Below are 20,572 nucleotides of genomic sequence, written 5' to 3'. Positions count from 1 at the left end.
GGAGCTGGGCGCGGCGCTGGAGGCGATCCTGATGGTCGTGGACGAGCCCGTCGCCGAGATCACGCTGGCCCAGGTGCTGGAACGGCCGACTCATGAGGTCTCGGCGGCACTCAGGGGGCTGGCGGCGGAATATACCGTCGCCGGACGGGGTTTTGATCTGCGGGAAGTCGCGGGTGGCTGGCGTTTCTACACGCGGGCCGACTGCGCACCGCTGGTCGAGAGGTTCGTACGCGACGGCCAGCAGACGCGGCTCACCCAGGCCGCGCTGGAGACACTCGCGGTCGTGGCCTACCGGCAACCGGTGAGCCGCGCCCGGGTCGCCGCCGTACGCGGCGTCAACAGCGACGGCGTCATGCGGACGCTCGTCGCCAGGGGGCTGGTCGAAGAGGCCGGCACCGACCCGGAGAGCCAGGCAGTGCTCTACCGGACAAGCTCATACTTCCTGGAACGTCTGGGACTGCGGGACCTCAGCGAGCTTCCCGAGCTCGCTCCCTTCCTCCCCGACGACGTGGAAAACCTCGAGGAGACAACAAAGTGATCAACAGGCGCAGCACCCCGTCCGGTGATGGACGCGGTCGTGGACGCACCGGCGGCTCCGGCCGCGGCGGGCGTCCCGCCTTCCGCTCCGACGACAACCGCCGCGACGGCTTCGGCGGTTCCGGCAACTACGGCAATTCGGGCGGCTCGGGCAGTTCCGGCGGCTCGGGCAGTTCCGGCAGGGACGCGTTCCGCGGCGACGCCCGCCGTGACTCCCTTCGTGCCGACCGCGGCGGAGCACGTGCCCGCTACGGCCGTCCCGGCGACCGCGACGACCGCGGCGGCCAGGGCTTCGGCGGGGGTTCCCGCGGCGGCGACCGCTTCGACCGCCCGGCACGCGATGACCGCCCGGCACGCGATGACCGTCCGGCGCGCGACGACCGCGGGGCCGGTGCGTCCCGTGGCGGCGGCTTCCGCGACGACCGCGCCCCGCGCGGCGACCGTTTCGACCGTCCCCGCCGTGAGGGTGGCGACAGCTTCGACCGCCCGCGCCGTGAGGGTGGCGACCGTTTCGAGCGTCCCCGTCGTGAGGGCGGTGACCGGCCGCGTGGTGACGGCTTCCGCGGCGCTTCCCGCTCCGACGAGCGCGGCGGCTATGGCAGCGACCGGCGCGGCGAGCGCGGCGGCTATGGCGGCGGCGAGCGGCGCGGTGACCGTGGCGGGTTCTCCGGTGGTGACCGTGGTGGTTACTCCGGCGGCGACCGTGGCGGGTTCTCCGGTGGTGACCGCGGTGGGTTCTCCGGTGGTGACCGCGGTGGGTTCTCCGGTGACCGTGGCGCGGCCTCCGGTGGCCGTGGTGGTTACGGAGGCGAGCGGCGTGGTGAGCGCGGCGGGTACGCCGGCTCCCGTGGCGGCGCGCGTCCCACCCGGGGCGGCGACGGCGGCCGTCCGGAGCGCGGCGGCTTCCGGGCCGAGCGTCCGGAGCGCGGCGGCTACGGCGGCGGCGGGCGTCAGGAGCGTGGCGGGTTCGGCGGCGAGCGTCAGGAGCGTGGCGGGTTCCGGGCCGATCGCAGTGGGCGCAGGGACGACGGTCCGCGCACGGGCGGCGCAGGCGCCACCCGTGCCCGGTTCGGCCGGCGCGAGGACACCCCCCGTACGCAGCAGCCGCGTACCCCCAGGCGGGACGACGTGCAGACGCTCGGCGGCGGACGGCGGGAGGCCGGCTACGGCAGCCCCCAGGCCAAGCGGGTGAAGGCCAACCGTCAGCCCCTGCGCGACCGTGACTTCTACGCCGACGACTACACCGACGAGCGCGACACCACCGAGGTCCCCGACGGCGTGCGCCTGCAGAAGGTGCTGGCCCAGGCGGGCGTGGCCAGCAGGCGCGCCTGCGAGGAGATGATCGGCGACGGCCGCGTCACGGTCAACGGCCAGGTGGTACGCAGGTTCGGCGCCAAGGTCGACCCCGCCACCCAGGTCATCCACGTGGACGGCAAGCGGATCCCCACCGCCCCCGACCTGGTCTACTACGCCCTCAACAAGCCGATCGGCGTCGTGTCCACCATGGACGACCCGCAGGGCCGCCCGTGCCTGGCCGACTACGTCGAGGAGCTGGCGCCGCGCCTGTTCCACGTCGGCCGGCTCGACACCGAGACCGAGGGCCTGCTGCTGCTCACCAACGACGGCGAGCTGGCCAACAGGCTGACGCACCCGAGCTACGGGGTGCAGAAGAAGTACTGGGCCAAGGTGCCCGGCCCGATCCCGCGCGACCTGGGCCGCAGGCTCAAGCAGGGCATCGAGCTGGAGGACGGCATCGCCAGGGCCGACAGCTTCGCCATCGTGCAGGAGCACGGCCAGCAGGCGCTGGTCGAGGTGGTGCTGCACGAGGGCCGCAAGCACGTCGTACGGCGGATGCTGGAGGAGGCCGGTCACCGGGTGATCGACCTGGCCAGGATCGAGTTCGGTCCGGTGAAGCTGGGACGTACCAAGGCCGGCACGGTCCGCGCGCTGTCCTTGAAGGAGGTCGGCGAGCTTTACGCGGCCGTGAAGCTGTAATCTGGCCGGTACGCAGGAGCCCGTGCGCATCTCCGCACGGGCTCTCCCGCTAGGGAAGGGGACGAAGCGCATGGTGCGGGCTATCCGCGGGGCGATCCAGCTGGATGCCGGCGACCGCGACTCGATCATCCAGGGGACGACCGAGCTGGTCCAGGCGATCATGGACCGCAACTCCCTGACCACGGACGACGTGATCAGCGTGCTGTTCACCGCCACGCCCGACCTGACCGCCGAGTTCCCCGCGCTCGCCGCGCGCAAGCTGGGTTTCCACGAGGTGCCGCTGATCTGCTGCACCGAGATCGACGTGCCGGGCGCGCTGCCCCGGGTGGTGCGCCTGATGGCCCACGTGGAGACCGACCGGCCGCGGGCGGAGATGCAGCACGTGTATCTGCGGGGCGCGGTGGCCCTGCGTCAGGACATCGCCCAGTAGGCGTACCACTTCCTGCTTCAATAGCCCGATAAATCAGGACATCGAAATGGCCTCGGAACTCCGTACCGTGCTCGTCGTCGGAACCGGTCTCATCGGCACCTCGGCGGCTCTGGCGCTGCGCAAGCGCGGCGTACGCGTGCTGCTCGCCGACCGCGAGGCGGCCGCCGTACGCCTGGCCAGGGAGCTGGGCGCGGGCGAGGAGTGGCAGCCGGAGCTGCTGCCCGCCGGGGACGTCGACCTCGCGGTCATCGCGGTGCCCCCGGCGCACGTCGCCGAGGAGCTGCTGGAGCTGCAGAAGCGCGGCGTGGCCCGGTTCTACACCGACGTGGCCAGCGTCAAGGCCGAGCCCATCCGCCAGGCCGAGCGGCTCGGCTGCGACCTGACCACCTACGTCGCCTCCCACCCGCTGGCCGGGCGGGAGAAGTCCGGGCCGGGGGCGGCCAGGGCCGACCTGTTCCTCGGACGGCCGTGGGCGTTGTGCCCGACCGGCGAGGCACTCTCCGAGGCCAGGGCGGCGGTGCTGGAGCTGATCGAGTTGTGCGGCGCCAACCCCGTCGAGGTGGGCGCGGAGGAGCACGACCGCGCGGTCGCCGTCGTCTCGCACGCCCCCCACGTCGCCGCCTCGGCGGTGGCGGCCCGCCTGGCCGACGCCACCGACGTCGCGCTCGGCCTGGCCGGGCAGGGAGTGCGCGACGTGACCCGCATCGCGGGCGGCGACCCCGGGCTCTGGCTGGGCATCCTTGAGGGCAACGCGGACCCGGTCGCCGAGGTGCTGGAGGCCGTCTCGCGCGACCTGGCCGAGGCCGCGACGGCGCTGCGCTCCCTGGCCGGGGGCGACGGCACCGCGTCCGGCGACCTCACCCAGCTTCTCAAGCGCGGCGTCGCCGGGCACGGGCGCATCCCGGGCAAGCACGGCGGTCCCGCGCCCGCCTATGTGGTCGTCCAGGTCGTCATCGGCGACCGTCCCGGGCAGCTCGCGCGGCTGTTCCAGGTGTGCGACGAGGTCGGGGTCAACGTCGAGGACGTGCGGCTGGAGCACGCGCCGGGGCTGCCGCTGGGCATCGCCGAGCTGTGGGTGCAGCCGGACGCGGCCTCGCCACTGGCCGACGCCCTGCTCGAACGCGGCTGGCAGGTCCCCTGACCGCACCGCCGTCCGCCCCCTGATCACGGCGGGGCGCGGTCCAGCCTGCGGCGGGCTCGTTCGACGGCGGGCGGGAGGCCGCGCCGGGCGGCCAGGGCCCGGGGCAGACTCCGTACGGCGGTGCGCAGCCCCTCACGGCCCCCTGGACCGCCCAGCAGCGCCCGCAGGGACCGGCGCGCCACCACCGGCCACGGACGGCGCAGCACGGCCGTGAGCACGGCGTCGCGCGCGGCCAGCGCCTGTCCGCCGCGCGGGTCGCGGACCGCGGCGGGACGGTGGTGGGCCACGACGTCGTCCACGTAGGCCAGTCCCCAGCCGCGCGCGGCCAGGTCCACGGCCAGGCGCTCCTCCTCGCCGTAGAAGAAGAGCACGTCGTCGAAGCCGCCCGCCTCCAGGAACGCCTCCCTGCGCACCACGGCCCCGCGGGCCAGGAAGCTCAGCACGCTCGGCCCCGGCAGGCCGTCCTCGACGCCGAGCGGCGAGTCCCGCATCGCCTCCGACACCGGGTCCGGCCGCTCCTCGGGCCCCACCAGCACGCGCGCGCCCAGCACCGCCAGGCGGGGATGGGCGTCCAGCACGTCGGCCGCCCGGTCCAGCGCCCCGGGCGCCCACCAGGAGTCGTCGTCGGCGAAGGCCACGTACGGGGTCCCGGCCAGGCGTACGCCGAGGTTGCGGGCGGGCGCGCCGAGGTCGGCGCCCGCCTCGACCACCTGGACGTCGGGGAAGTGCTTGCGGACGAACCCGGCGGTCCCGTCGGATGAGCCGTTGTCGACGAGGATGACCGGCCGCGGGTGGCGGGGGAGCGACCGGGCCAGCGTACGGACCCGGTCCCTGGCGGCCACCACGACCGTGACCCGCGCTCGGCTCGTCTCCGTCACGCCCGACCTCTAACCCGCGCGGCCCCCCTTAGTCCTCTGAAGGGCGTTGACGGCGGGCGGGGGGAGGCGTAGAAAAGACGGTAACAGCGTTACCTACAAGAAACGGTGTTACTCACATGGCGGTCACCGCGTACCGGCAAGCCCAGCAGGAAGGCCAGAGCGTGGTCAGGTCGGCCATCCTCGACGCCGCCAAACACCTGCTCATCGCCGACGGCCCGGCGGCGCTGACCGTACGGCGCATCTCCGGCGAGGTCGGCTGCTCCACGAAGGTGATCTACACCCTCTTCGGCGGCAAGGACGGGCTCAGCGAGGCGCTCTGGCTGGAGGGGTTCGCCCGGCTGGAACAGCGGCTGCTGGCCGTCCCCGCCCAGGACGACCCGATCGACGCGCTGCACGCCGGCCTGGAGGCCTACCGCGAGTACGCGCTGGACGAGCCCGACTACTACCGGGTCATGTTCCAGAACGCCATGCACGGGTTCGAGCCGGCCCCCGAGGCGGTCACGACCGGGCGGCGGACGTTCGACATCCTGGTCGACGCCGTGGCCGCCGCCCTGGAGGCCGGGCGGCTGCGCGGCACGCCCGCCGGGGAGCTGGCCGACGTGTTGTGGATGGCCATCCACGGCGCGGTGAGCCTGGAGATCTCCGGCTTCTTCGACCGGGCCGAGGCGGGGCGGCGCTACCGGCTGCTCTGCACCTCCGTGCTCACGCCGTTCCTGACCTGAGAGGAAGCGCACGATGACCACCAGCCCCTACCGCAACGGCTTCGCACCCGCGACGGAGGAGATCACGGCCTTCGACCTGGAGGTCACCGGCCGCATCCCGGCCGAGCTCGACGGCCGCTACCTGCGCAACGGCCCCAACCCGCTCAGCCTCGACGACCCCGCCGCCACCCACCTGTTCATGGGCCAGGGCATGGTCCACGGCGTGCGGCTGCGCGGCGGGCGGGCCGAGTGGTACCGCAACCGGTGGGTGCGCAACGCCGAGGTCGCCCGGCGGCTGGGCGAGGAGCCGAGGCCGGGGCCGGTGCACGAGGGCATGGACTTCGCCGCCAACACGCACGTCATCGGCATCGCCGGGCGCACGTTCGCGACCGTCGAGGCGGGCGGGCTGCCGTACGAGCTGAGCTACGAGCTCGACACGGTCGGCGCGTGCGACTTCGTCGGCGGCCTGCCCGGCGGGTACGCCGCCCACACCCACCTCGACCCGGTCACCGGCGAGCTGCACGCGATGGCCTACTTCGCCGGCTGGGACCACCACCAGCACATCGTGATCGACCCCAAGGGCGTGGTGGCGCAGGTCAGGGACATCCCCGTCGCCGACCGCCCGATGCTGCACGACTTCGCCCTGACCCGCCGGTACGTCGTGATCTACGACCTGCCGGTCACGCTCAGCATGGCCCACGCCGAGCGCGGCGCGCCGCTCCCGTACGCGTGGGACGACGCCCGCGCCGCCCGGCTCGGCCTGCTCTCGCGCGAGACCGGCGACGTGCGCTGGGTCGAGGTGGACCCGTGCTGGGTCTTCCACACGCTCAACGCCTACGACGACGGCGACGACGTCGTGGTCGACGTGGTCCGCTACCCCAAGCGGTTCGTGGACGCCCGGCTCGACCTGGGCGGCGCGCCCACGCTCGACCGCTGGCGCGTCGACCCCGCCGCCGGCCGGGTCACCACCACCCGGCTGGACGACCGCCCCCAGGAGTTCCCCCGCATCGACGAGCGCCGCACCGGCAGCCCGTACCGGTACGGGTACACCTCGGCCGCCGCCGACCTCCACGACGTGATCTACCCGGCCGGAACCGAGCTGGAGGACCTGCCCGACGAGGCGTTCGACAACACGCTCATCAAGCACGACCTGGAGCGCGGCACGCAGGAGTCGCGGCGGTTCGGGCGGGGGGCGTACGTGGGGGAGCCGGTGTTCGTGCCCTCCGGCGCGGCCGAGGACGACGGATACCTGCTGACCTACGTCAACGACCCGGCCAGGGGAGCGGCCGACCTGGTGATCCTGTCGGCCCAGGACTTCACCGGCGAGCCGGTCGCCACCGTGCACCTGCCCGCCCGGGTCCCGCTCGGCTTCCACGGGAGCTGGATCGCGGACTGACCGGACGCGGTAGCCTCTTCAGGTTGGGGAAACACACGTGAAGAGGGAGAGGCCGTGTCCGGTCTGGTCGTCGCCATGGACGGTCCTTCGGGGTCGGGCAAGTCGAGCGTGTCGCGCGGGGTCGCCCGTGCGCTGGGCCTGCGTTACCTCGACACCGGGGCGATGTACCGGGCGATGACGTGGTGGATGCTCCAGCAGGGCGTCGACCTGGCCGACCCCGCCGCGATCGCAGCCCGTTCCGGCGAGCCGTCCATCGTCTCCGGCACCGACCCCGAGGGCCCCACGATCCAGGTCGACGGCGTCGACGTGGGCGGGCCGATCAGGGAGGCCGAGGTGACCGGCGCGGTCTCCGCCGTCGCCGCCGTCCCCGAGGTGCGCGCGCGCCTGGTCGCGCTCCAGCGGGAGCTCGCCGGCGCCGGTGACATCGTGGTCGAGGGCCGCGACATCGGCTCGGTCGTCTGCCCCGACGCCGCCGTCAAGGTCTACCTGACGGCCAGCGCCGAGGCCCGTGCCCGCCGCCGCAGCGCGGAGCTGACCGGCTCCACGGTGGAGGCGCAGCAGGCCGACATGGCCAGGCGTGACACCCTGGACTCAACACGTAAGACGGACCCACTCTCGATGGCGGATGGCGCCGTCGAGCTCGACACCACCGCGCTCAACCTCGAAGAGGTCATCGCGGAGGTGCTGAGACTGGTCAAGGAGCGCACCTGAGCCCAGGTGCGGTACTCACGTAAGGATGAATGATCGTGTCAACGGGGGATTGGGTCGAGGCCGGCCTCGACGAGCTGGAAGTCGCCGAGCACGGTGACACCACGCCACTGCCGGTGGTCGCCATCGTGGGCCGCCCCAACGTGGGCAAGTCCACGCTGGTCAACCGCATCATCGGCCGCCGCGAGGCGGTCGTGGAGGACGTGCCGGGAGTCACCCGCGACCGCGTCACCTACGACGCCAACTGGCGCGGCCGCCGTTTCACCGTGGTCGACACCGGCGGCTGGGACCCTGACGCCACCGGCATGAACCTGCGCATCGCCGAGCAGGCCCAGGTGGCCGTCGAGCTGGCCGACGTGATCGTGTTCGTGGTCGACGCCACGGTCGGCGCGACCGATGCCGACGAGATCGTGGGCTCGGTGCTGCGCCAGTCGGGCAAGCCGGTGATCCTGGCCGCCAACAAGGTCGACAACCAGCAGCTGGAGATGGAGGCGGCCGCGCTGTGGGCGCTCGGGCTGGGCGAGCCCTACCCGGTCTCCGCGCTGCACGGCCGCTCCAGCGGCGACCTGCTCGACGTGGTGCTCGACGCGCTGCCCGAGACGCCGCAGATGACCTTCGGCGCCGAGCGCGGCCCGGCCCGCGTGGCGCTGCTCGGCAAGCCCAACGTGGGCAAGTCCTCGCTGCTCAACCAGCTGGCGGGGGAGGAGCGGGTGCTGGTCGACCCGATGGCCGGCACCACCCGCGACCCGGTCGACGAGCTGATCGAGCTGGGCGGGCGCACCTGGCGGTTCGTCGACACCGCCGGCATCCGGCGGCGCGACCGCGAGCTGCAGGGCGCCGACTTCTACGCGGCCATGCGCACCCGCGCCGCCCTGGAGCGCACGGAGGTGGCGATCGTGCTGATCGACGCCAGCGAGCCGCTCACCGAGCAGGACCTGCGGATCATCGGCCTGGTGATCGAGTCCGGTCGGGCCATGGTGGTGGCGTTCAACAAGTGGGACCTCGTCGACGAGGACCGCCGCTACTACCTGGAGAAGGAGATCGACCGGCAGCTCGTACGCACCCCGTGGGCGCTGCGGGTCAACATCTCCGCCAAGACCGGCCGCCACATGGACCGGCTGGTGCCCGCGCTGGAGAAGGCGCTCGACTCCTGGTCCACCCGGGTGCCGACGGCGCGGCTCAACGCGTTCCTGACCGAGCTGGTGCACGCCACGCCGCCGCCGGTGCGGGGCGGCAAGCAGCCGAAGATCCTGTTCGCCACCCAGGCGTCCGTCGAGCCGCCGAAGTTCGTGTTGTTCACCTCCGGCTGGCTGGAGGACACCTACCGGCGCTTCATCGAACGGCGCATCCGCGAGGAGTTCGGGTTCGCCGGATCGCCGATCGACGTCACGATGAAGATCCGGGAGAAGCGGCCCAAGAAGGACAAGTAACGGTGTTGCCGTATGATCGGCGGCAACACGTGGACGGAGACGAGTAACCAGCGGGCCGCACGGGCCCAGAGAGCCGCCGGATGCTGCGAAGGCGGTCCCGTGTCCGCTGGTGAAGACACTCCCGAGTGCGGGGAGGAAATGCCCCGCCGGCCTGACCCCCGTCATCGGGTCGTGGAGGCCGCCCCTCGCGGGCGGTGAAAGTGCGGTGGCACCGGGAGCTCCCTTCTCCCCCGCACTCCCAAGGGGTCATGCACTTCCTGCAGAGGAGCTGTGATGATCTCTCGTGTCCTGTCGGCGGCGCTCGCTGAGCACGCCGGTCAACGAGTGACGATCGCCGGCTGGGTCCATCGCCGCCGGCACCTGAAATCCGTGTCCTTCCTGGTCGTACGCGACCGTTCCGGGCTGGCGCAGGTGGTGAGCGCGTCCGGGGAACTGCCGGCCGAGGAGAGCGTGGTCCGGGTCACCGGCACCGTGACCCCGGCCGGGCAGGCACCGGGTGGGGTCGAGCTGACCGGGCCGGAGATCGAGGTCCTGGCCGAGCCCGACAAGGCGCCGCCGTTCGACCTCTACCGCCCGGTCGTGGCGGCGAGCCTGCCGACGATCCTCGACCACGCCCCCGTCGCGCTGCGGCACCCGCTGCTGCGGGCGCCGCTGGAGATCTCGGCGGCGAGCGTGGCCGGGTTCCGGGAGACCCTCGACGGGCTCGGGTTCACCGAGATCCACACGCCCAAGATCGTGGCCTCGGCCACCGAGTCGGGCGCGAACGTCTTCGGCATCGACTACTTCGGCCGGCGCGCCTACCTCGCGCAGTCGCCGCAGTTCTACAAGCAGACGATGGTCGGGGTGTTCGAACGGGTCTACGAGGTCGGGCCGGTCTTCCGCGCCGAGCCGCACGACACCGTACGGCACCTGGCCCAGTACACCAGCCTCGACGCCGAGCTGGGTTTCGTCGCCGACCACCGGGACGTGATGGCCGTGCTGCGCGAGGTCGTGGCGGGCATGGTCGAGTCCGTACGCCGCCGCGCCGGGGCCGCCGTCGAGGCGACCGGGACCGTGCTGCCCGCAGTGCCGGACGAGATCCCGGCCGTGCACTTCACCGAGGCCCAGCGGCTGACCGGCGAGGACGAGCCCGACCTGTCACCGGCCCAGGAACGGTGGTTGTCGGAGTGGGCGCGGCGCGAGCACGGGTCGGAGTTCCTGTTCGTCACCGGCTACCCGATGTCCAAGCGGCCGTTCTACACCCATCCCGACCCGGCCAGGCCGGGTTACTCCAACGGGTTCGACCTGCTGTTCAGGGGCCTGGAGCTGGTGACCGGCGGCCAGCGGCTGCACCGGTACGAGGACTACGTACGGGCCCTGGACGGGGACGTGGAGCCGTACGAGGGTTACCTCCAGGCGTTCCGGTACGGGATGCCGCCGCACGGCGGGTTCGCGCTCGGCCTGGAACGCTGGACGGCCCGGCTGACCGGCGCCGCCAACATCCGCCAGGCCACCGCCTTCCCGCGCGACCTGCACCGCCTGTCGCCCTGACCGGACGCCCGGCCTAGGAGACCGGGCCGGGCTCCTCGCCGGGGGCGGCGCCCACGAGAGCGGACGCCGCCTCCGCGCGGCGCGGCATGAGCAGCGCCACGGCCGCCCCCAGCAGGCAGACGAACGCCGTGAGCAGGAACATCTCGGTGTACTCGACATGGAGGGCGGCGTCCACCTTGGCCAGGTAGTCGGCCAGCCGCCGCTGGTAGGTCTGCGCGTCGACGCCGAACGGCAGCGGCGTGTCCAGATGGGCGGTCAGCGACTGGAACCGGTGGAACCCCCACGCCGACACGCCCGCCACGCCGATGAGCATGCCCATCATCCTGGCCACCACGACCGCCGCCGAGGCCACGCCGTGCTGGGCGGCCGGGCTCACCCGCAGCACCGCCGACGAGACCGGCGCGATCACCAGCCCGAGACCGAGGCCCGCGACGACCAGGTCGGCGTCCACGGCCAGGCCCGCCCCGGCCAGGTCGAGCGGCCAGCGGCTCATCAGCCAGTAGCCGGCCGCCGCGATCAGCAGGCCGGGCACCGCCACCGCGCGTTCGCCGGCCCGCCGGGCCAGCACGCCGCCGAGCAGCGCGCCGACGGCCAGCGCGCCGAGGAACCTGGCCAGGACCAGCGCCGCGCCCAGGGCGTCCTCGTCCAGCAGCGTCTGCGCGGCGAACTGCACGAACACCATCGTCACCAGCAGCGCGGCCCCCGTCAGGAAGCTCACGGCCAGCGTCGCCAGCAGCGGCCCCTTGCGGGCCGCCGACAGGTCGAGCAGGCGGACGGGGGAGCGGATCTCCCACCAGACGAAGACGGCGGCCGCCACCGCGCCGCCCGCGATCACCGGCGGGCCCCACGGCGGGAGCACGGTCGTGGCGGGGTCGGGGTTATAGAGGCCGACGACCAGGAGGGCGAGCGCCAGGGCCAGCAGGGCGCCGCCGACGACGTCGACGCGGGCCCGCGCGGCGGGCGGCCGGGACGGGACCGTACGCTGCACGGCGACGGCGGCCAGGGCGGCCAGCGGCACGTTGACCCAGAAGATGGCGTGCCAGCCGCCCAGCTCCACCCCCGCCACGGCGACCGGGGGGATCAGCGCCAGCACGCCGCCGTACAGGGGGCCGAGGGCGCTGCCCAGCTCCTGGGCCGCACCCACCGCGCCCAGCGCGAGCGGGCGGTCGCGGGTGTCCCACAGGTCGCCGATCAGCGCCATCGTGATCGGCAGCAGCGCCCCGCCCGCCACGCCCTGCACCGTACGGCCCGACACCACCATCGCCTCACCGGCCGCCAGCGCGGTCAGCACCGAGCCGAGCGCGAACGCCGCCAGGCAGGCGTGGATCAGCGGCCGGCGGCCGTAGCGGTCGGAGAGCTGGCCGAGCAGCGGCATCGCGGCGACGTACCCGAGCAGGAACCCGGTGACGACCGGCGTGACGCGCTCCAGGTGGTTCTGCGGCACGCCCACGTCATGGGCGATGTCCATCAGCACCGTCACGACCACGTACGCGTCGAGCGCGGCCAGCAGCACCACCGCGCCGCCCGCGCCGAGCGCGACCCGGCGGGCGCGGTCCGGCGAGGTCATCCGGCTCACCCGGAGGTGGGCGGCGTGATCGTGACCGGCGCGTCGTAGTCGCTGAACGTCACCGTCACCGTGCCGTTCTGCAGCGGCAGGCTGGCCTTGGTGAGCCTGGCGGTGGCCTTGTCGATCCAGACCTTGCCGTTCACGCCCTGCGTGACGCCCGGGACGATCTGCCCCACGACCTGCCCGGAGAACGTCGTCGCCACCCGGTACGAGCCGTCCTCCAACGCCTCCACCTGGGGATCGGTGGCCGAGGCGAGCAGTTGCGCGATGCCCTTGGCCGGGCTGAGGATCACCGAGGGGTCGTAGAACTGGGCGAGCTGCTGCCTGGTCATCGTCTGGAACCCGCCGGTCGGCCCCTTGAAGTGCACCGTGTCGCCGATCACCGCGAAGGTGATCTCCTGGAGGGTGCCCAGCACCTCCAGCGTGATCGTGCCGTCGGCGTCGCCTCCCGAGGTGAGCCTGCCGTCGGCCTTCTTGAGCGGTACGTTGGGCTTGCCTTCGGTGGCGATCGAGAAGCCGGCCGACTTGACGGCCTTCATGGCCTCCGACGCCTTCTTCATCAGGTCGGGCCCGGCGGGAAGCTCGTCACCGCCGCCGCCCCCGGCGGAGCAGGCCGACATCAGCGCGAGCACGACAACGATCAGCAGCTTTCGGAGCATGAGCGGATCGTAGCGACCGCCCGGGAACGCCGCGCGGCGCCCGCCATATCGGTTGGGTGTCAGCGCAGCTTCTTCAGATGCTCGACGATCGGTTCGAACGCCTGCTCCAGCGCCTCCATCTGGTCGTCGGTGAGCCGGTCGACGAAGTGCTCGCGCACGCCGGCGACGTGGTCGGGCGCCACCCGCTGGATCGTCTCCCAGCCCTCGTCGGTCAGGACGGCGAACGTGCCGCGCCGGTCGTCGCGGCAGTCCTCCCTGGTGACCAGGCCTTTGGCCTCCATGCGGGAGATCTGGTGCGACAACCTGCTGCGCGACTGGATCGTGGCGTCGGCCAGGTCGCTCATCCGCATCCGCCGCTCCTGGCTCTCGGAGAGGTTGACCAGGATCTCGTAGTCGTTCAGCGAGAGCTGATGCTCCTGCAACTCGCGATCGAGGCGGTGCATGAGCAGCTTGTGCAGCGCGAGATGCGTACGCCAGGCACGCTGTTCGGTGGGGGAAAGCCAGCGGGGCGCGCTCATGATCCCCAATCTAGCGCACGACCGCGGCGATGCGACTACCTGCGGGGGGCTGCCGGGCGTGCCCCCCGTAGAGTGATCTGGTGGAGGAGAAGTCGGGGGACAGCCTGGCCACCGTGCTGGTCGCGGGCGCGGCGAACCTGACCATCGCCCTGGCCAAGCTCGTCGCCGGGCTGATCGGCGGATCGGCCGCGATGTTGTCGGAGGCGGCCCACTCGGCCGCCGACACGGTGACCGAGCTGCTGTTGCTGGTCTCGGTACGCCGATCGGGCAAACCGCCCGACGAGCGCCACCCCTTCGGCTACGGCAAGGCCGGGTTCTTCTGGGCGATGATGGCGGCGGTCGCGACGCTGGTCGGCGGCGCCGGTTTCTCCGTCACCCACGGGGTGCACGAGATCAGCCACGGCGAGGAGCTGGGCAACCTCACCCCGTCCTACGTCGTGCTGGCGGTCTCGTTCGTGATCGAGGGCGTCTCGCTGAGCAAGGCGCTCTCGCAGTTGCGCGCCGCGGCCGGCAGGCACAGGATCCGGCCGCTGCGCCTGGTGCGGATCACCTCCGACACCGCGCTGAAGGCCGTGTTGTTCGAGGACGCCGCCGCGCTGGTGGGCCTGGTGATCGCGGCGATCGGCCTGCTCGGCTCCCAGTGGTCCGGTTCGGCCCTGTGGGACGGCGCCGCGTCGGTCGCGATCGGGCTGCTCCTGCTGGTCGTCGCGCTCATCCTGATCCAGTCGAACCTGTCGCTGCTGATCGGCCAGGCCGCCCCCCGGCAGGTCGAGACCGGCATCCGCGCGGTGCTGCTGGCCCAGCCCGAGGTGGAGGAGGTGGTCGAGCTGCTGACGATGATGATCGGGCCGGGCTCGATCATGGTCGCCGCGAAGATCGACTTCTGTGACGAGGCCGGCGCGGCGGGCGTGGAGATCGCCTGCGACGAGGTCGACCGGCGGCTGCGCGACCGTTTCCCGGGCGTCAACCTGGTCTTCCTCGACCCGACGCCCACGCGGCGGAGCTAGCCGTCAGGCCGCCGGGGGCACCGGCACCCGCCGGGCGGCCGAGTCGGTGATCACCGCGACCATGACGTCCGGGTCGGCGCGCCACTCCAGCAGGTGGCGGCCCGCCAGGTCGGAGCCGCCCGAGCGCAGCTCGTCGAGCGTCAGCTCGCCGCGCTTGACCAGGGCCTCCTTGCGGGTCCAGTGGCGGATCAGGTCGTCGTTGCCGGTGACCAGGGCACGTTCTGCGGGGGTGAGCGCGTGGTCGGCCAGCGCCTCGTTCAGCGGGCCCGGCGGCACGTGCTCGGCGTCCACGCCGACCCGGCCGGGGCCGGCCGCCGCGCACACGTAGCCGCGGGTGTGGCTGAAGCTCACGCCCAGCTCGGGGGCCTCGGGCAGGTACGGCCTGCCATGGCCGGGGCCGTGCACCTCGCAGCGTTGCAGCAGGGTCAGGCCGTCCGGCGGGAGGCCGAGCACGGCGGCGGCGCACAGGCGTACGAGCAGGTGGGCCGCGACGAAACAGGCGCGGTCGGCGGGGAAGACGAACCGGTCGGCCCGCTCCCGCTCCACCTCGGTCAGCCACGTCTCGGGCGCGCGCACCTCTTCGGGGCGGCCGCCCATCGCCAGGGGGACGATCGTCAGTCCTTCTTCTTCGCCGCGGGGTCGTCGAGGTTGTACTGGTCCTCCGAGGCCGCGCCGAGCACGGTCACGTCCTGGACCTTCCAGGAACCCTTCTGCTTCACAAGTGTGATCTTAAGGTGCGAATCCTTGACCGAGCGAATCGCCTGCGCGGTGTTCACCTGCTGGTCGACCACGACGATGGCGTGCGCGGTGGCCTCGTCCGCGTCGGCCAGGTAGACCTCACGGACCTTGGCCTGCGAGACGGCCTTGAGCTTGACGATCACCTGGGACATCGCGCCGCCGAACGCCGCGTCGTAGGTGGCCTGGAAGTCGCCCGTGGCCTGGGCGGACAGGGCCGTGCGGGTGCTCTGGAGGTCCTGGTAGTCGTAGCTGAGCAGGGCCTGGCTGAAGGCGCTCGCGGCGCCGGAGACCTCCAGGCGCAGGGCACGCTCGTTCTCCAGCCTGGCCAGCGCGTCGCGGGCCCGGGAGGCGTCGATCCACTGCAGCACCGCCGTGGCCGCGACGGCCGCCGCCAGCATCGCGGCCAGCGCCCCGAACACCCGCGCCTGCGTGAACCACCCGCCCGCCGCCACCTCCTCCGGAGCAGAGGCCTGTTCGGCGGTGTCCTGCTCAACGGCGTCCTGCTCGGTGGCGGACTCGGGCCCGGGGGTCTCGGCGAGGTCCTGGTCGGCGGTCATGGCGACTCCTCACGGCGGCGGGCCGCCCGGCCCGCCGCGATCCAGCCCACGATGCCACCGGCCGCCACGACGGCGAGGAAGATCGCGGCAATCAGCGGCGTGGTGTTCGATCGGGTACGGGACGCGCCCCCGGCGACGGCCACGCCAGCGGACGACGACGGGGACGGGACGGTCTCCTTCTCCGGAGAGCCCTCGCGTTGCGGCCCGCCCGTGGGTTCGCCGGTGGGCCCGCCGGTGGGCCGGGCGGCGGCGTCCGGATGCGGCCCGGTGTCCCGGGCGGCCCTGGAGGTGTCGGCCGGCGCGTGCCGGGGGCAGGTCGTGAGCCGGGGCACCCGAGGCGGCCCGAGGGCCCCCGCGTACTCCTCGGCCGGCGTCGGCCCGCCGGGCACGCTGAAGACGAACGACGCCTTGCCGTACACCGTGTCGCCCCGCCGTTCGCTGATGTCGCCGGCCAGGCTCAGCGCGGTGGGGACCATGCTCAGCAGGTGGTGCACGTTCTTCGCGGTCTCGGCGGAGAAGACCGGGCGGTGCGGCAGCCCGGCCGCCGTCAGCAGGCACGAAAGGCCCGGCCTGGACTTCCTGATCGCCGCGTCGAGCTGCGCGAACACGCCCGGGCCCTGGTCGAGGAAGGCGTTCAGGTCGGTACGCGAGGCGCGCAGCGAGCCCGTGACCGCGCTCAGGTCCGTGATGCCCGAGGCCAGCGCGTCCTTGCGGCCCGCCAGCGTGTGGGTGAGCCGGGTGAGCTGCACCGACAGGTCCTCCAGAGCCTGGGAGTCGTCGGCCAGTGTGCCGGTCAGGTCGTGGGCGTCCTCGATGACGTCCCTGATCGCCGGGGCCCGCCCGTCCAGGGCCGTCGCCAGCTCGTGGGTGATCGTCCTGGCGTCCCCGGGCGGTACGGCGTCCAGCAGTTTGCCCACGCCCTCGAACAGCTTGCGGTAGTCCAGCGGCACGGCGGTCCTGCCCAGCGGGATGGTGTCGCCGGCTGCGAGCGTGGCCCCGGTGACGCCGGTGGCGGGCGGCGAGAGCTCCACGTACGGCTCCCCGACCGCGGACTTGCGGCGCACCTCGGCCGTGCCGCCCTTGGGCAGCCTGATCTCCCTGTCGATGTCGAGCCCGACGACGATCTTCCCGGGCGCCAGCCGCACGTCCCCGATCCGGCCGACCCGTACGCCCAGGTAGGCCACGTCGAAGCCGCGTACGAGTCCGGGGGAGGAGGCGAACTCGGCCGACACCCGGTACGGCCGCTCGATCGCGTCGAGCTTGATGATCGTGCTGAACGCCCAGATCGTCATGACGACGCCCAGCAGGACGAAGAAGCCGAGGTTCAGATGGACGCGGTTCCTCATCGCGGCGGCTCCCACAGCAGGCGGAAGTCCTCCAGCCGGTCGGCGGCCTTCTTGGCGACGTCCGGGACGACCCCCTTGTTCCTGGGCAGCACATGCGTGGCGTGACCAGGCGGTGGATGGGGTTGACCGCCATGACCTCCATGGCGCTCAGCTCGTCGCGGATGTGCCGGGCGCCGATGTCGGAGGTCATCGCGCTGCCGCCGGCCCCGGCGATCAGCAGCGCGCCGGCCAGGGGCGCCACCTCGCGGATGAGGCCGACGAAGACGGCGCTGCCGGTGGCCGAGCCGGCGCCGAGCTGCCAGGCCAGCTCGCCCACCTGCAAGGCCACGGTGGCGCCCAGCGGCAGGGAGACGAGCAGCACGGGCACGCTGGTGACCCTGGCCAGGAACCAGCACTGGTCGACGAACTCCCACCACCAGTTCCTGACGTCCCAGGTCCGGCGTAAGCCCTCCAGGACGATGACGAACAGGTCGCCCACCTGACCCAGGAGGGACCCGGCCTTGCGTCCGACGTACCCGGACAGGGCCATCAGCGGCCTGCCCGCACCCGTGTACCCGCCACGACCACCTCCGCCTACGGATCAGTCACCTTACTGACGGGTTGTCTAGTAGTCGATGCTTTGCCGGGAATTTGAGCAAAAGGTATGAGACCCAGGTCACTCCTTGTCAGGCATGCACGAAACGTGACCGGGCCGTTACGAGAGGGCGTTCATCCAGGACTCGATCTCGTCGGGGTGGCGGGGGAGCGCCGACGACATCAGGGTCGCGCCCTCGGCGGTGACGACCAGGTCGTCCTCGATGCGGATGCCCATGCCGCGCAGCTCGGCGGGCAGCGTCAGGTCGTCGGGCTGGAAGTACAGGCCCGGCTCGACCGTGAGGACGTGACCCTCCTCCAGCACGCCGTCGAGGTAGACCTCGGCCCGCGACCTCGCGCAGTCGTGCACGTCGAGGCCGAGCATGTGGCCGCTGCTGCACAACGTGTAGCGCCGGTACAGGCCGGACTCCATGAGCGCGTCGGGGGAGTCCTTCAGCAGGCCCCAGTCGTTCAGGCCCTCGCAGATGACCCGCATGGCCGCCAGGTGGAAGTCACGGAAGCTCGCGCCGGGCTTCAGCGCCGCGATGCCGGCGTCCTGCGCCGCCAGGACCAGCTCGTACGCCTGCCGCTGCGCGCCGGTGAACCGGCCCGACAACGGGAGCGTACGGGTCACGTCGGCGGTGTAGAGGGTGTCGGTCTCGACACCGGCGTCGAGGAGCAGCAGGTCGCCCTCGGCGAGCGCGCCGTCGTTGCGGATCCAGTGGAGCACGCAGGCGTGGGCGCCGGAGGCGACGATGCTGTCGTAGCCGACCGCGTTGCCCTCCAGCCGCGAGCGCAGCCCGAACACGCCCTCCAGGTAGCGCTCGCCGCGCGGGTGGCCGAGCGCAGTGGGAAGGGCGCGCGCGACGTCCTCGAAGCCGCGCACGGTGGCGTCCACGGCCGACTGCAGCTCGCCGACCTCCCACTCGTCCTTGATCAGCCGCATCTCCGACAGGAACACCTCAAGCTCGGCGTCGCGGCCGCCCGCGGGCACCCGCTCGTCGACGGAGGCGTCGACGCCGCGCAGCACCAGGGCCGGGCCCGACAGGCTCAGGTCGCGGATGTGCGCGCACTCGATCTGGTACAACTCGGACGCCTCGGCCAGGTCGGGCCTGCGGCCCACCCAGAACTCGCCGTAGCGGCGGTCGCGGTAGAACTCCTCGCCGTCCTCGCGCGGCGAACGCGGGCGCACGTACAGGACGGCCTGCCCGGACGGCTCGACCACGAGCACGTCGCCCGGCTCGCCCGCGCCCGTCAGGTAGGAGTACGCGCTGTGCGGACGGAACCGGTAGTCGCTGTCGTTGCTGCGCACCTTCAGCGTGCCCGCCGGGATCACCAGGCGCTCGCCGGGGAAACGCGCGGCCAGCGCCGCCCGCCGCCGCGCCGCCCACGGGGCGATCGGCAGCGCGGTCACTCCGGTGCGCCGGGTGTCGGCCCAGCCCGTGCGCATGAACGCGGCCAGCTCCGGAGTGATGGGCAGGTCGTGGCTTCCGGTGTTGAGCTGCTCGGTCATCGGTCGGTTCCTCGTCCTCGGGGATGCGGCAAGTCAGCCTACGTGACCGCTTGACGGCGTCCCCACTTGGTTGTTTGCCTGTGGGAGCGGGCATAAGCCGAGTCCCGTCCGGGGACATTGGGAGCAGAGGTGATGCACATGCTCATCGGGACGATCCTGCGCGGCAAGGGAAGTGCCGTGACCACGCTGGCGCCTGAGGCGACCGTGCGGGAACTGCTCGGCAAGCTCTCCGACCACAACATCGGCGCGGTCGTCGTCTCCACCGACGGCACGACCATCCAGGGGATCGTCTCCGAGCGCGACGTCGTGCGCCGGTTGCACGACCGGGGCGCCGAGATCCTCGACGCGCCGGTCTCCTCGATCATGACGACCGAGGTCCGCACGGCCGGGCCCGGCGACAACGTCGACGAGCTGCGCCGTACGATGACCACCCACCGATTCCGCCACATGCCGGTCGTCGAGAACGGCCGCCTGGTCGGCATCGTCAGCATCGGTGACGTGGTCAAGAGCGCGATCGAGGAGCTGGAGACCGAGAAGGCCTCGCTCGTCGACTACCTCCACCGTTGACAGGCACGTTGACAGGGATGGCACCCTTGGGTCCGTGATGTACGGCCCCCCTGAGGTTCCTCGGGCGACGAGCAGTCCGACGATCATCCTGCTCGTGTCCGGACTGGCCGCGGTGCTGGGATTCATGCTCGGCGTCTTCGTCGGGTTCGGCGCCGGGGAGTCGTCGGCCGAGCCCGCGCCCAGGGTCACGGTGACGGTCGAGGGCACCGGCCCGCCCTCCGGCGAGCCCGTCCCCTCCGCGTCGTCCGTGCCTTCGGCCTCCTCCGTGCCGTCCGCGCCCGCCACCCAGCCGGGCCCCGCGCAGACCGGGCCCACCCAGAACGGCCCCACCCAGACCGGGCCCACGACCGGGCAGACGCAGCCGGGGGTCGCGCAGACCGGGCCGGCCGCCGGGATGCGCACGTTCGTCGTGGGCGTGGACATCCAGCCCGGCACCTACCGTACGACCGGTCCCGTCCAGGGCTCCACGAACTGCTTCTGGGCCCGGCTGAACAGCACGTCCCCCGACATCGGCTCCGTGATCAACGCTGGCGCCCCGACCGGCCCGGCGAGCGTCACCATCGAGCCCGGTGACAAGGCGTTCCAGACAGCCGGATGCGCACAGTGGACCAAAGCGTGACACTTTCCTGCCGCAAACTCTGGACATAAGAGCAGGAACGCGCAATTCTATGCGGCAACGGAAGGAGGCACGCCCCAGCGTGCTGGCGTGATCGTCCTACGGTCTATGGGCCACGCCACTCCCGCGCCCCTGGCAAGGACGCGGCACGGAGAGTGTGGAACA

General features: G+C 72.6%; 20 protein-coding genes and 1 pseudogene. 12 read left to right on the top strand and 9 right to left on the bottom strand.

The window, feature by feature from the left end; translation table 11 throughout:
* Positions 1 to 31 precede the first annotated feature (31 nt).
* The 4 genes from scpB to IEZ27_RS43420 all read left to right on the top strand — a co-directional run bounded on the left by scpB (position 32) and on the right by IEZ27_RS43420 (position 4,103).
* Entirely contained in the window at positions 32 to 538 is a 507-nt protein-coding gene (gene scpB, locus IEZ27_RS43435; protein WP_229824870.1) for an SMC-Scp complex subunit ScpB, read from the top strand.
* Complete coding sequence (locus IEZ27_RS43430) at positions 535 to 2,532, top strand: pseudouridine synthase (RefSeq protein ID WP_229824859.1); 1,998 nt, start codon at positions 535 to 537, stop codon at positions 2,530 to 2,532. Before scpB ends, IEZ27_RS43430 begins: the two co-directional genes overlap by 4 nt.
* A gap of 70 nt (positions 2,533 to 2,602) precedes the next feature.
* A complete protein-coding gene (aroH, locus tag IEZ27_RS43425; RefSeq protein WP_125630246.1) occupies positions 2,603 to 2,962 on the top strand; it encodes a chorismate mutase in 360 nt (119 codons plus the stop codon).
* Between the two features lie 46 nt (positions 2,963 to 3,008).
* On the top strand, positions 3,009 to 4,103 hold the full coding sequence (locus IEZ27_RS43420; protein WP_189652586.1) for a prephenate dehydrogenase: 1,095 nt from the start codon (positions 3,009 to 3,011) through the stop codon (positions 4,101 to 4,103).
* Between the two features lie 23 nt (positions 4,104 to 4,126).
* Here IEZ27_RS43420 and IEZ27_RS43415 read toward each other — a convergent pair whose 3' ends face one another.
* On the bottom strand, positions 4,127 to 4,981 hold the full coding sequence (locus IEZ27_RS43415) for a glycosyltransferase family 2 protein (protein WP_229824858.1): 855 nt from the start codon (positions 4,979 to 4,981) through the stop codon (positions 4,127 to 4,129).
* A gap of 116 nt (positions 4,982 to 5,097) precedes the next feature.
* Here IEZ27_RS43415 and IEZ27_RS43410 point away from each other — a divergent pair, with 116 nt between their 5' ends.
* The 5 genes from IEZ27_RS43410 (at position 5,098) to aspS (ending at position 10,746) form a co-directional block, all read left to right on the top strand.
* Entirely contained in the window at positions 5,098 to 5,703 is a 606-nt protein-coding gene (locus tag IEZ27_RS43410; RefSeq protein ID WP_189652585.1) for a TetR/AcrR family transcriptional regulator, read from the top strand.
* A 13-nt stretch (positions 5,704 to 5,716) separates the two neighbouring features.
* The gene (locus tag IEZ27_RS43405; RefSeq protein WP_189652584.1) at positions 5,717 to 7,078 is read left to right on the top strand and encodes a carotenoid oxygenase family protein; all 1,362 of its coding nucleotides are present in this window, start codon (positions 5,717 to 5,719) and stop codon (positions 7,076 to 7,078) included.
* 54 nt (positions 7,079 to 7,132) lie between these two features.
* The gene (cmk, locus tag IEZ27_RS43400) at positions 7,133 to 7,789 is read left to right on the top strand and encodes a (d)CMP kinase (RefSeq protein WP_125630238.1); all 657 of its coding nucleotides are present in this window, start codon (positions 7,133 to 7,135) and stop codon (positions 7,787 to 7,789) included.
* A gap of 35 nt (positions 7,790 to 7,824) precedes the next feature.
* Positions 7,825 to 9,216, top strand: coding sequence for a ribosome biogenesis GTPase Der (gene der, locus IEZ27_RS43395; protein ID WP_189652583.1), 1,392 nt, complete (start codon positions 7,825 to 7,827; stop codon positions 9,214 to 9,216).
* 273 nt (positions 9,217 to 9,489) lie between these two features.
* Complete coding sequence (aspS, locus tag IEZ27_RS43390) at positions 9,490 to 10,746, top strand: aspartate--tRNA(Asn) ligase (protein WP_189652582.1); 1,257 nt, start codon at positions 9,490 to 9,492, stop codon at positions 10,744 to 10,746.
* Positions 10,747 to 10,759: 13 nt separating this feature from the next.
* Here aspS and IEZ27_RS43385 read toward each other — a convergent pair whose 3' ends face one another.
* The 3 genes from IEZ27_RS43385 to IEZ27_RS43375 are packed head-to-tail and all read right to left on the bottom strand — an operon-like array spanning position 10,760 to position 13,490.
* On the bottom strand, positions 10,760 to 12,313 hold the full coding sequence (locus IEZ27_RS43385; RefSeq protein WP_189652581.1) for an MFS transporter: 1,554 nt from the start codon (positions 12,311 to 12,313) through the stop codon (positions 10,760 to 10,762).
* Positions 12,314 to 12,318: 5 nt separating this feature from the next.
* Positions 12,319 to 12,972, bottom strand: a complete 654-nt coding sequence (locus IEZ27_RS43380; RefSeq protein ID WP_125630231.1) for an LppX_LprAFG lipoprotein — start codon at positions 12,970 to 12,972, stop codon at positions 12,319 to 12,321.
* A gap of 59 nt (positions 12,973 to 13,031) precedes the next feature.
* Positions 13,032 to 13,490, bottom strand: a complete 459-nt coding sequence (locus tag IEZ27_RS43375; protein WP_185844435.1) for a MarR family winged helix-turn-helix transcriptional regulator — start codon at positions 13,488 to 13,490, stop codon at positions 13,032 to 13,034.
* An 80-nt stretch (positions 13,491 to 13,570) separates the two neighbouring features.
* Between IEZ27_RS43375 and IEZ27_RS43370 the strand changes: the two genes are divergently transcribed.
* Positions 13,571 to 14,497, top strand: coding sequence for a cation diffusion facilitator family transporter (locus IEZ27_RS43370; protein ID WP_229824857.1), 927 nt, complete (start codon positions 13,571 to 13,573; stop codon positions 14,495 to 14,497).
* 3 nt (positions 14,498 to 14,500) lie between these two features.
* On the opposite strand, the gene IEZ27_RS43365 is transcribed toward IEZ27_RS43370, so the two are convergent.
* From IEZ27_RS43365 to IEZ27_RS43345, 5 genes and pseudogenes are all read right to left on the bottom strand, one after another.
* On the bottom strand, positions 14,501 to 15,094 hold the full coding sequence (locus IEZ27_RS43365) for a 4'-phosphopantetheinyl transferase family protein (RefSeq protein ID WP_189652580.1): 594 nt from the start codon (positions 15,092 to 15,094) through the stop codon (positions 14,501 to 14,503).
* Positions 15,095 to 15,111: 17 nt separating this feature from the next.
* Positions 15,112 to 15,792 carry a hypothetical protein gene (locus tag IEZ27_RS43360; RefSeq protein WP_189652579.1) on the bottom strand — a complete coding sequence of 227 codons (681 nt, stop codon included), beginning with the start codon at positions 15,790 to 15,792 and terminating at the stop codon, positions 15,112 to 15,114.
* Complete coding sequence (locus tag IEZ27_RS43355) at positions 15,789 to 17,138, bottom strand: MlaD family protein (protein ID WP_189652578.1); 1,350 nt, start codon at positions 17,136 to 17,138, stop codon at positions 15,789 to 15,791. The genes IEZ27_RS43360 and IEZ27_RS43355 overlap by 4 nt, the downstream gene beginning before the upstream one ends.
* A 151-nt stretch (positions 17,139 to 17,289) precedes the next feature.
* A pseudogene (locus IEZ27_RS43350) lies at positions 17,290 to 17,667 on the bottom strand (MlaE family ABC transporter permease); the annotation flags it as partial.
* A 165-nt stretch (positions 17,668 to 17,832) separates the two neighbouring features.
* Positions 17,833 to 19,224: an aminopeptidase P family protein gene (locus IEZ27_RS43345; protein ID WP_189652577.1), complete on the bottom strand. Its 1,392-nt coding sequence runs from the start codon at positions 19,222 to 19,224 to the stop codon at positions 17,833 to 17,835.
* A 138-nt stretch (positions 19,225 to 19,362) separates the two neighbouring features.
* Between IEZ27_RS43345 and IEZ27_RS43340 the strand changes: the two genes are divergently transcribed.
* Positions 19,363 to 19,791 (top strand): CBS domain-containing protein, encoded by a 429-nt coding sequence (locus tag IEZ27_RS43340; protein ID WP_125630203.1) that lies wholly within the window; start codon positions 19,363 to 19,365, stop codon positions 19,789 to 19,791.
* 94 nt (positions 19,792 to 19,885) lie between these two features.
* A complete protein-coding gene (locus IEZ27_RS43335) occupies positions 19,886 to 20,410 on the top strand; it encodes a hypothetical protein (RefSeq protein ID WP_189652576.1) in 525 nt (174 codons plus the stop codon).
* Positions 20,411 to 20,572 lie beyond the last annotated feature (162 nt).

Source organism: Nonomuraea spiralis, from assembly GCF_014648435.1.
GTDB lineage: Bacteria > Actinomycetota > Actinomycetes > Streptosporangiales > Streptosporangiaceae > Nonomuraea > Nonomuraea spiralis.
Note: the sequence above shows the minus strand (reverse complement) of the source record. Positions and strands in the feature narration are given on the sequence as shown.

What these genes read in the sequence shown, in the direction of transcription:
- IEZ27_RS43405 (WP_189652584.1), top strand. Translation starts at nt 5,717, where the DNA reads ATGACCACCAGCCCCTACCGCAACGGCTTCGCACCCGCGACGGAGGAG.
- IEZ27_RS43420 (WP_189652586.1), top strand. Translation starts at nt 3,009, where the DNA reads ATGGCCTCGGAACTCCGTACCGTGCTCGTCGTCGGAACCGGTCTCATC.
- IEZ27_RS43360 (WP_189652579.1), bottom strand. Translation starts at nt 15,792, where the DNA reads ATGACCGCCGACCAGGACCTCGCCGAGACCCCCGGGCCCGAGTCCGCC.
- aroH (WP_125630246.1), top strand. Translation starts at nt 2,603, where the DNA reads ATGGTGCGGGCTATCCGCGGGGCGATCCAGCTGGATGCCGGCGACCGC.
- IEZ27_RS43410 (WP_189652585.1), top strand. Translation starts at nt 5,098, where the DNA reads ATGGCGGTCACCGCGTACCGGCAAGCCCAGCAGGAAGGCCAGAGCGTG.
- IEZ27_RS43345 (WP_189652577.1), bottom strand. Translation starts at nt 19,224, where the DNA reads ATGACCGAGCAGCTCAACACCGGAAGCCACGACCTGCCCATCACTCCG.
- IEZ27_RS43385 (WP_189652581.1), bottom strand. Translation starts at nt 12,313, where the DNA reads ATGACCTCGCCGGACCGCGCCCGCCGGGTCGCGCTCGGCGCGGGCGGC.
- IEZ27_RS43365 (WP_189652580.1), bottom strand. Translation starts at nt 15,094, where the DNA reads ATGGGCGGCCGCCCCGAAGAGGTGCGCGCGCCCGAGACGTGGCTGACC.
- aspS (WP_189652582.1), top strand. Translation starts at nt 9,490, where the DNA reads ATGATCTCTCGTGTCCTGTCGGCGGCGCTCGCTGAGCACGCCGGTCAA.
- scpB (WP_229824870.1), top strand. Translation starts at nt 32, where the DNA reads ATGGTCGTGGACGAGCCCGTCGCCGAGATCACGCTGGCCCAGGTGCTG.
- IEZ27_RS43340 (WP_125630203.1), top strand. Translation starts at nt 19,363, where the DNA reads ATGCTCATCGGGACGATCCTGCGCGGCAAGGGAAGTGCCGTGACCACG.
- IEZ27_RS43355 (WP_189652578.1), bottom strand. Translation starts at nt 17,138, where the DNA reads ATGAGGAACCGCGTCCATCTGAACCTCGGCTTCTTCGTCCTGCTGGGC.
- IEZ27_RS43380 (WP_125630231.1), bottom strand. Translation starts at nt 12,972, where the DNA reads ATGCTCCGAAAGCTGCTGATCGTTGTCGTGCTCGCGCTGATGTCGGCC.
- IEZ27_RS43375 (WP_185844435.1), bottom strand. Translation starts at nt 13,490, where the DNA reads ATGAGCGCGCCCCGCTGGCTTTCCCCCACCGAACAGCGTGCCTGGCGT.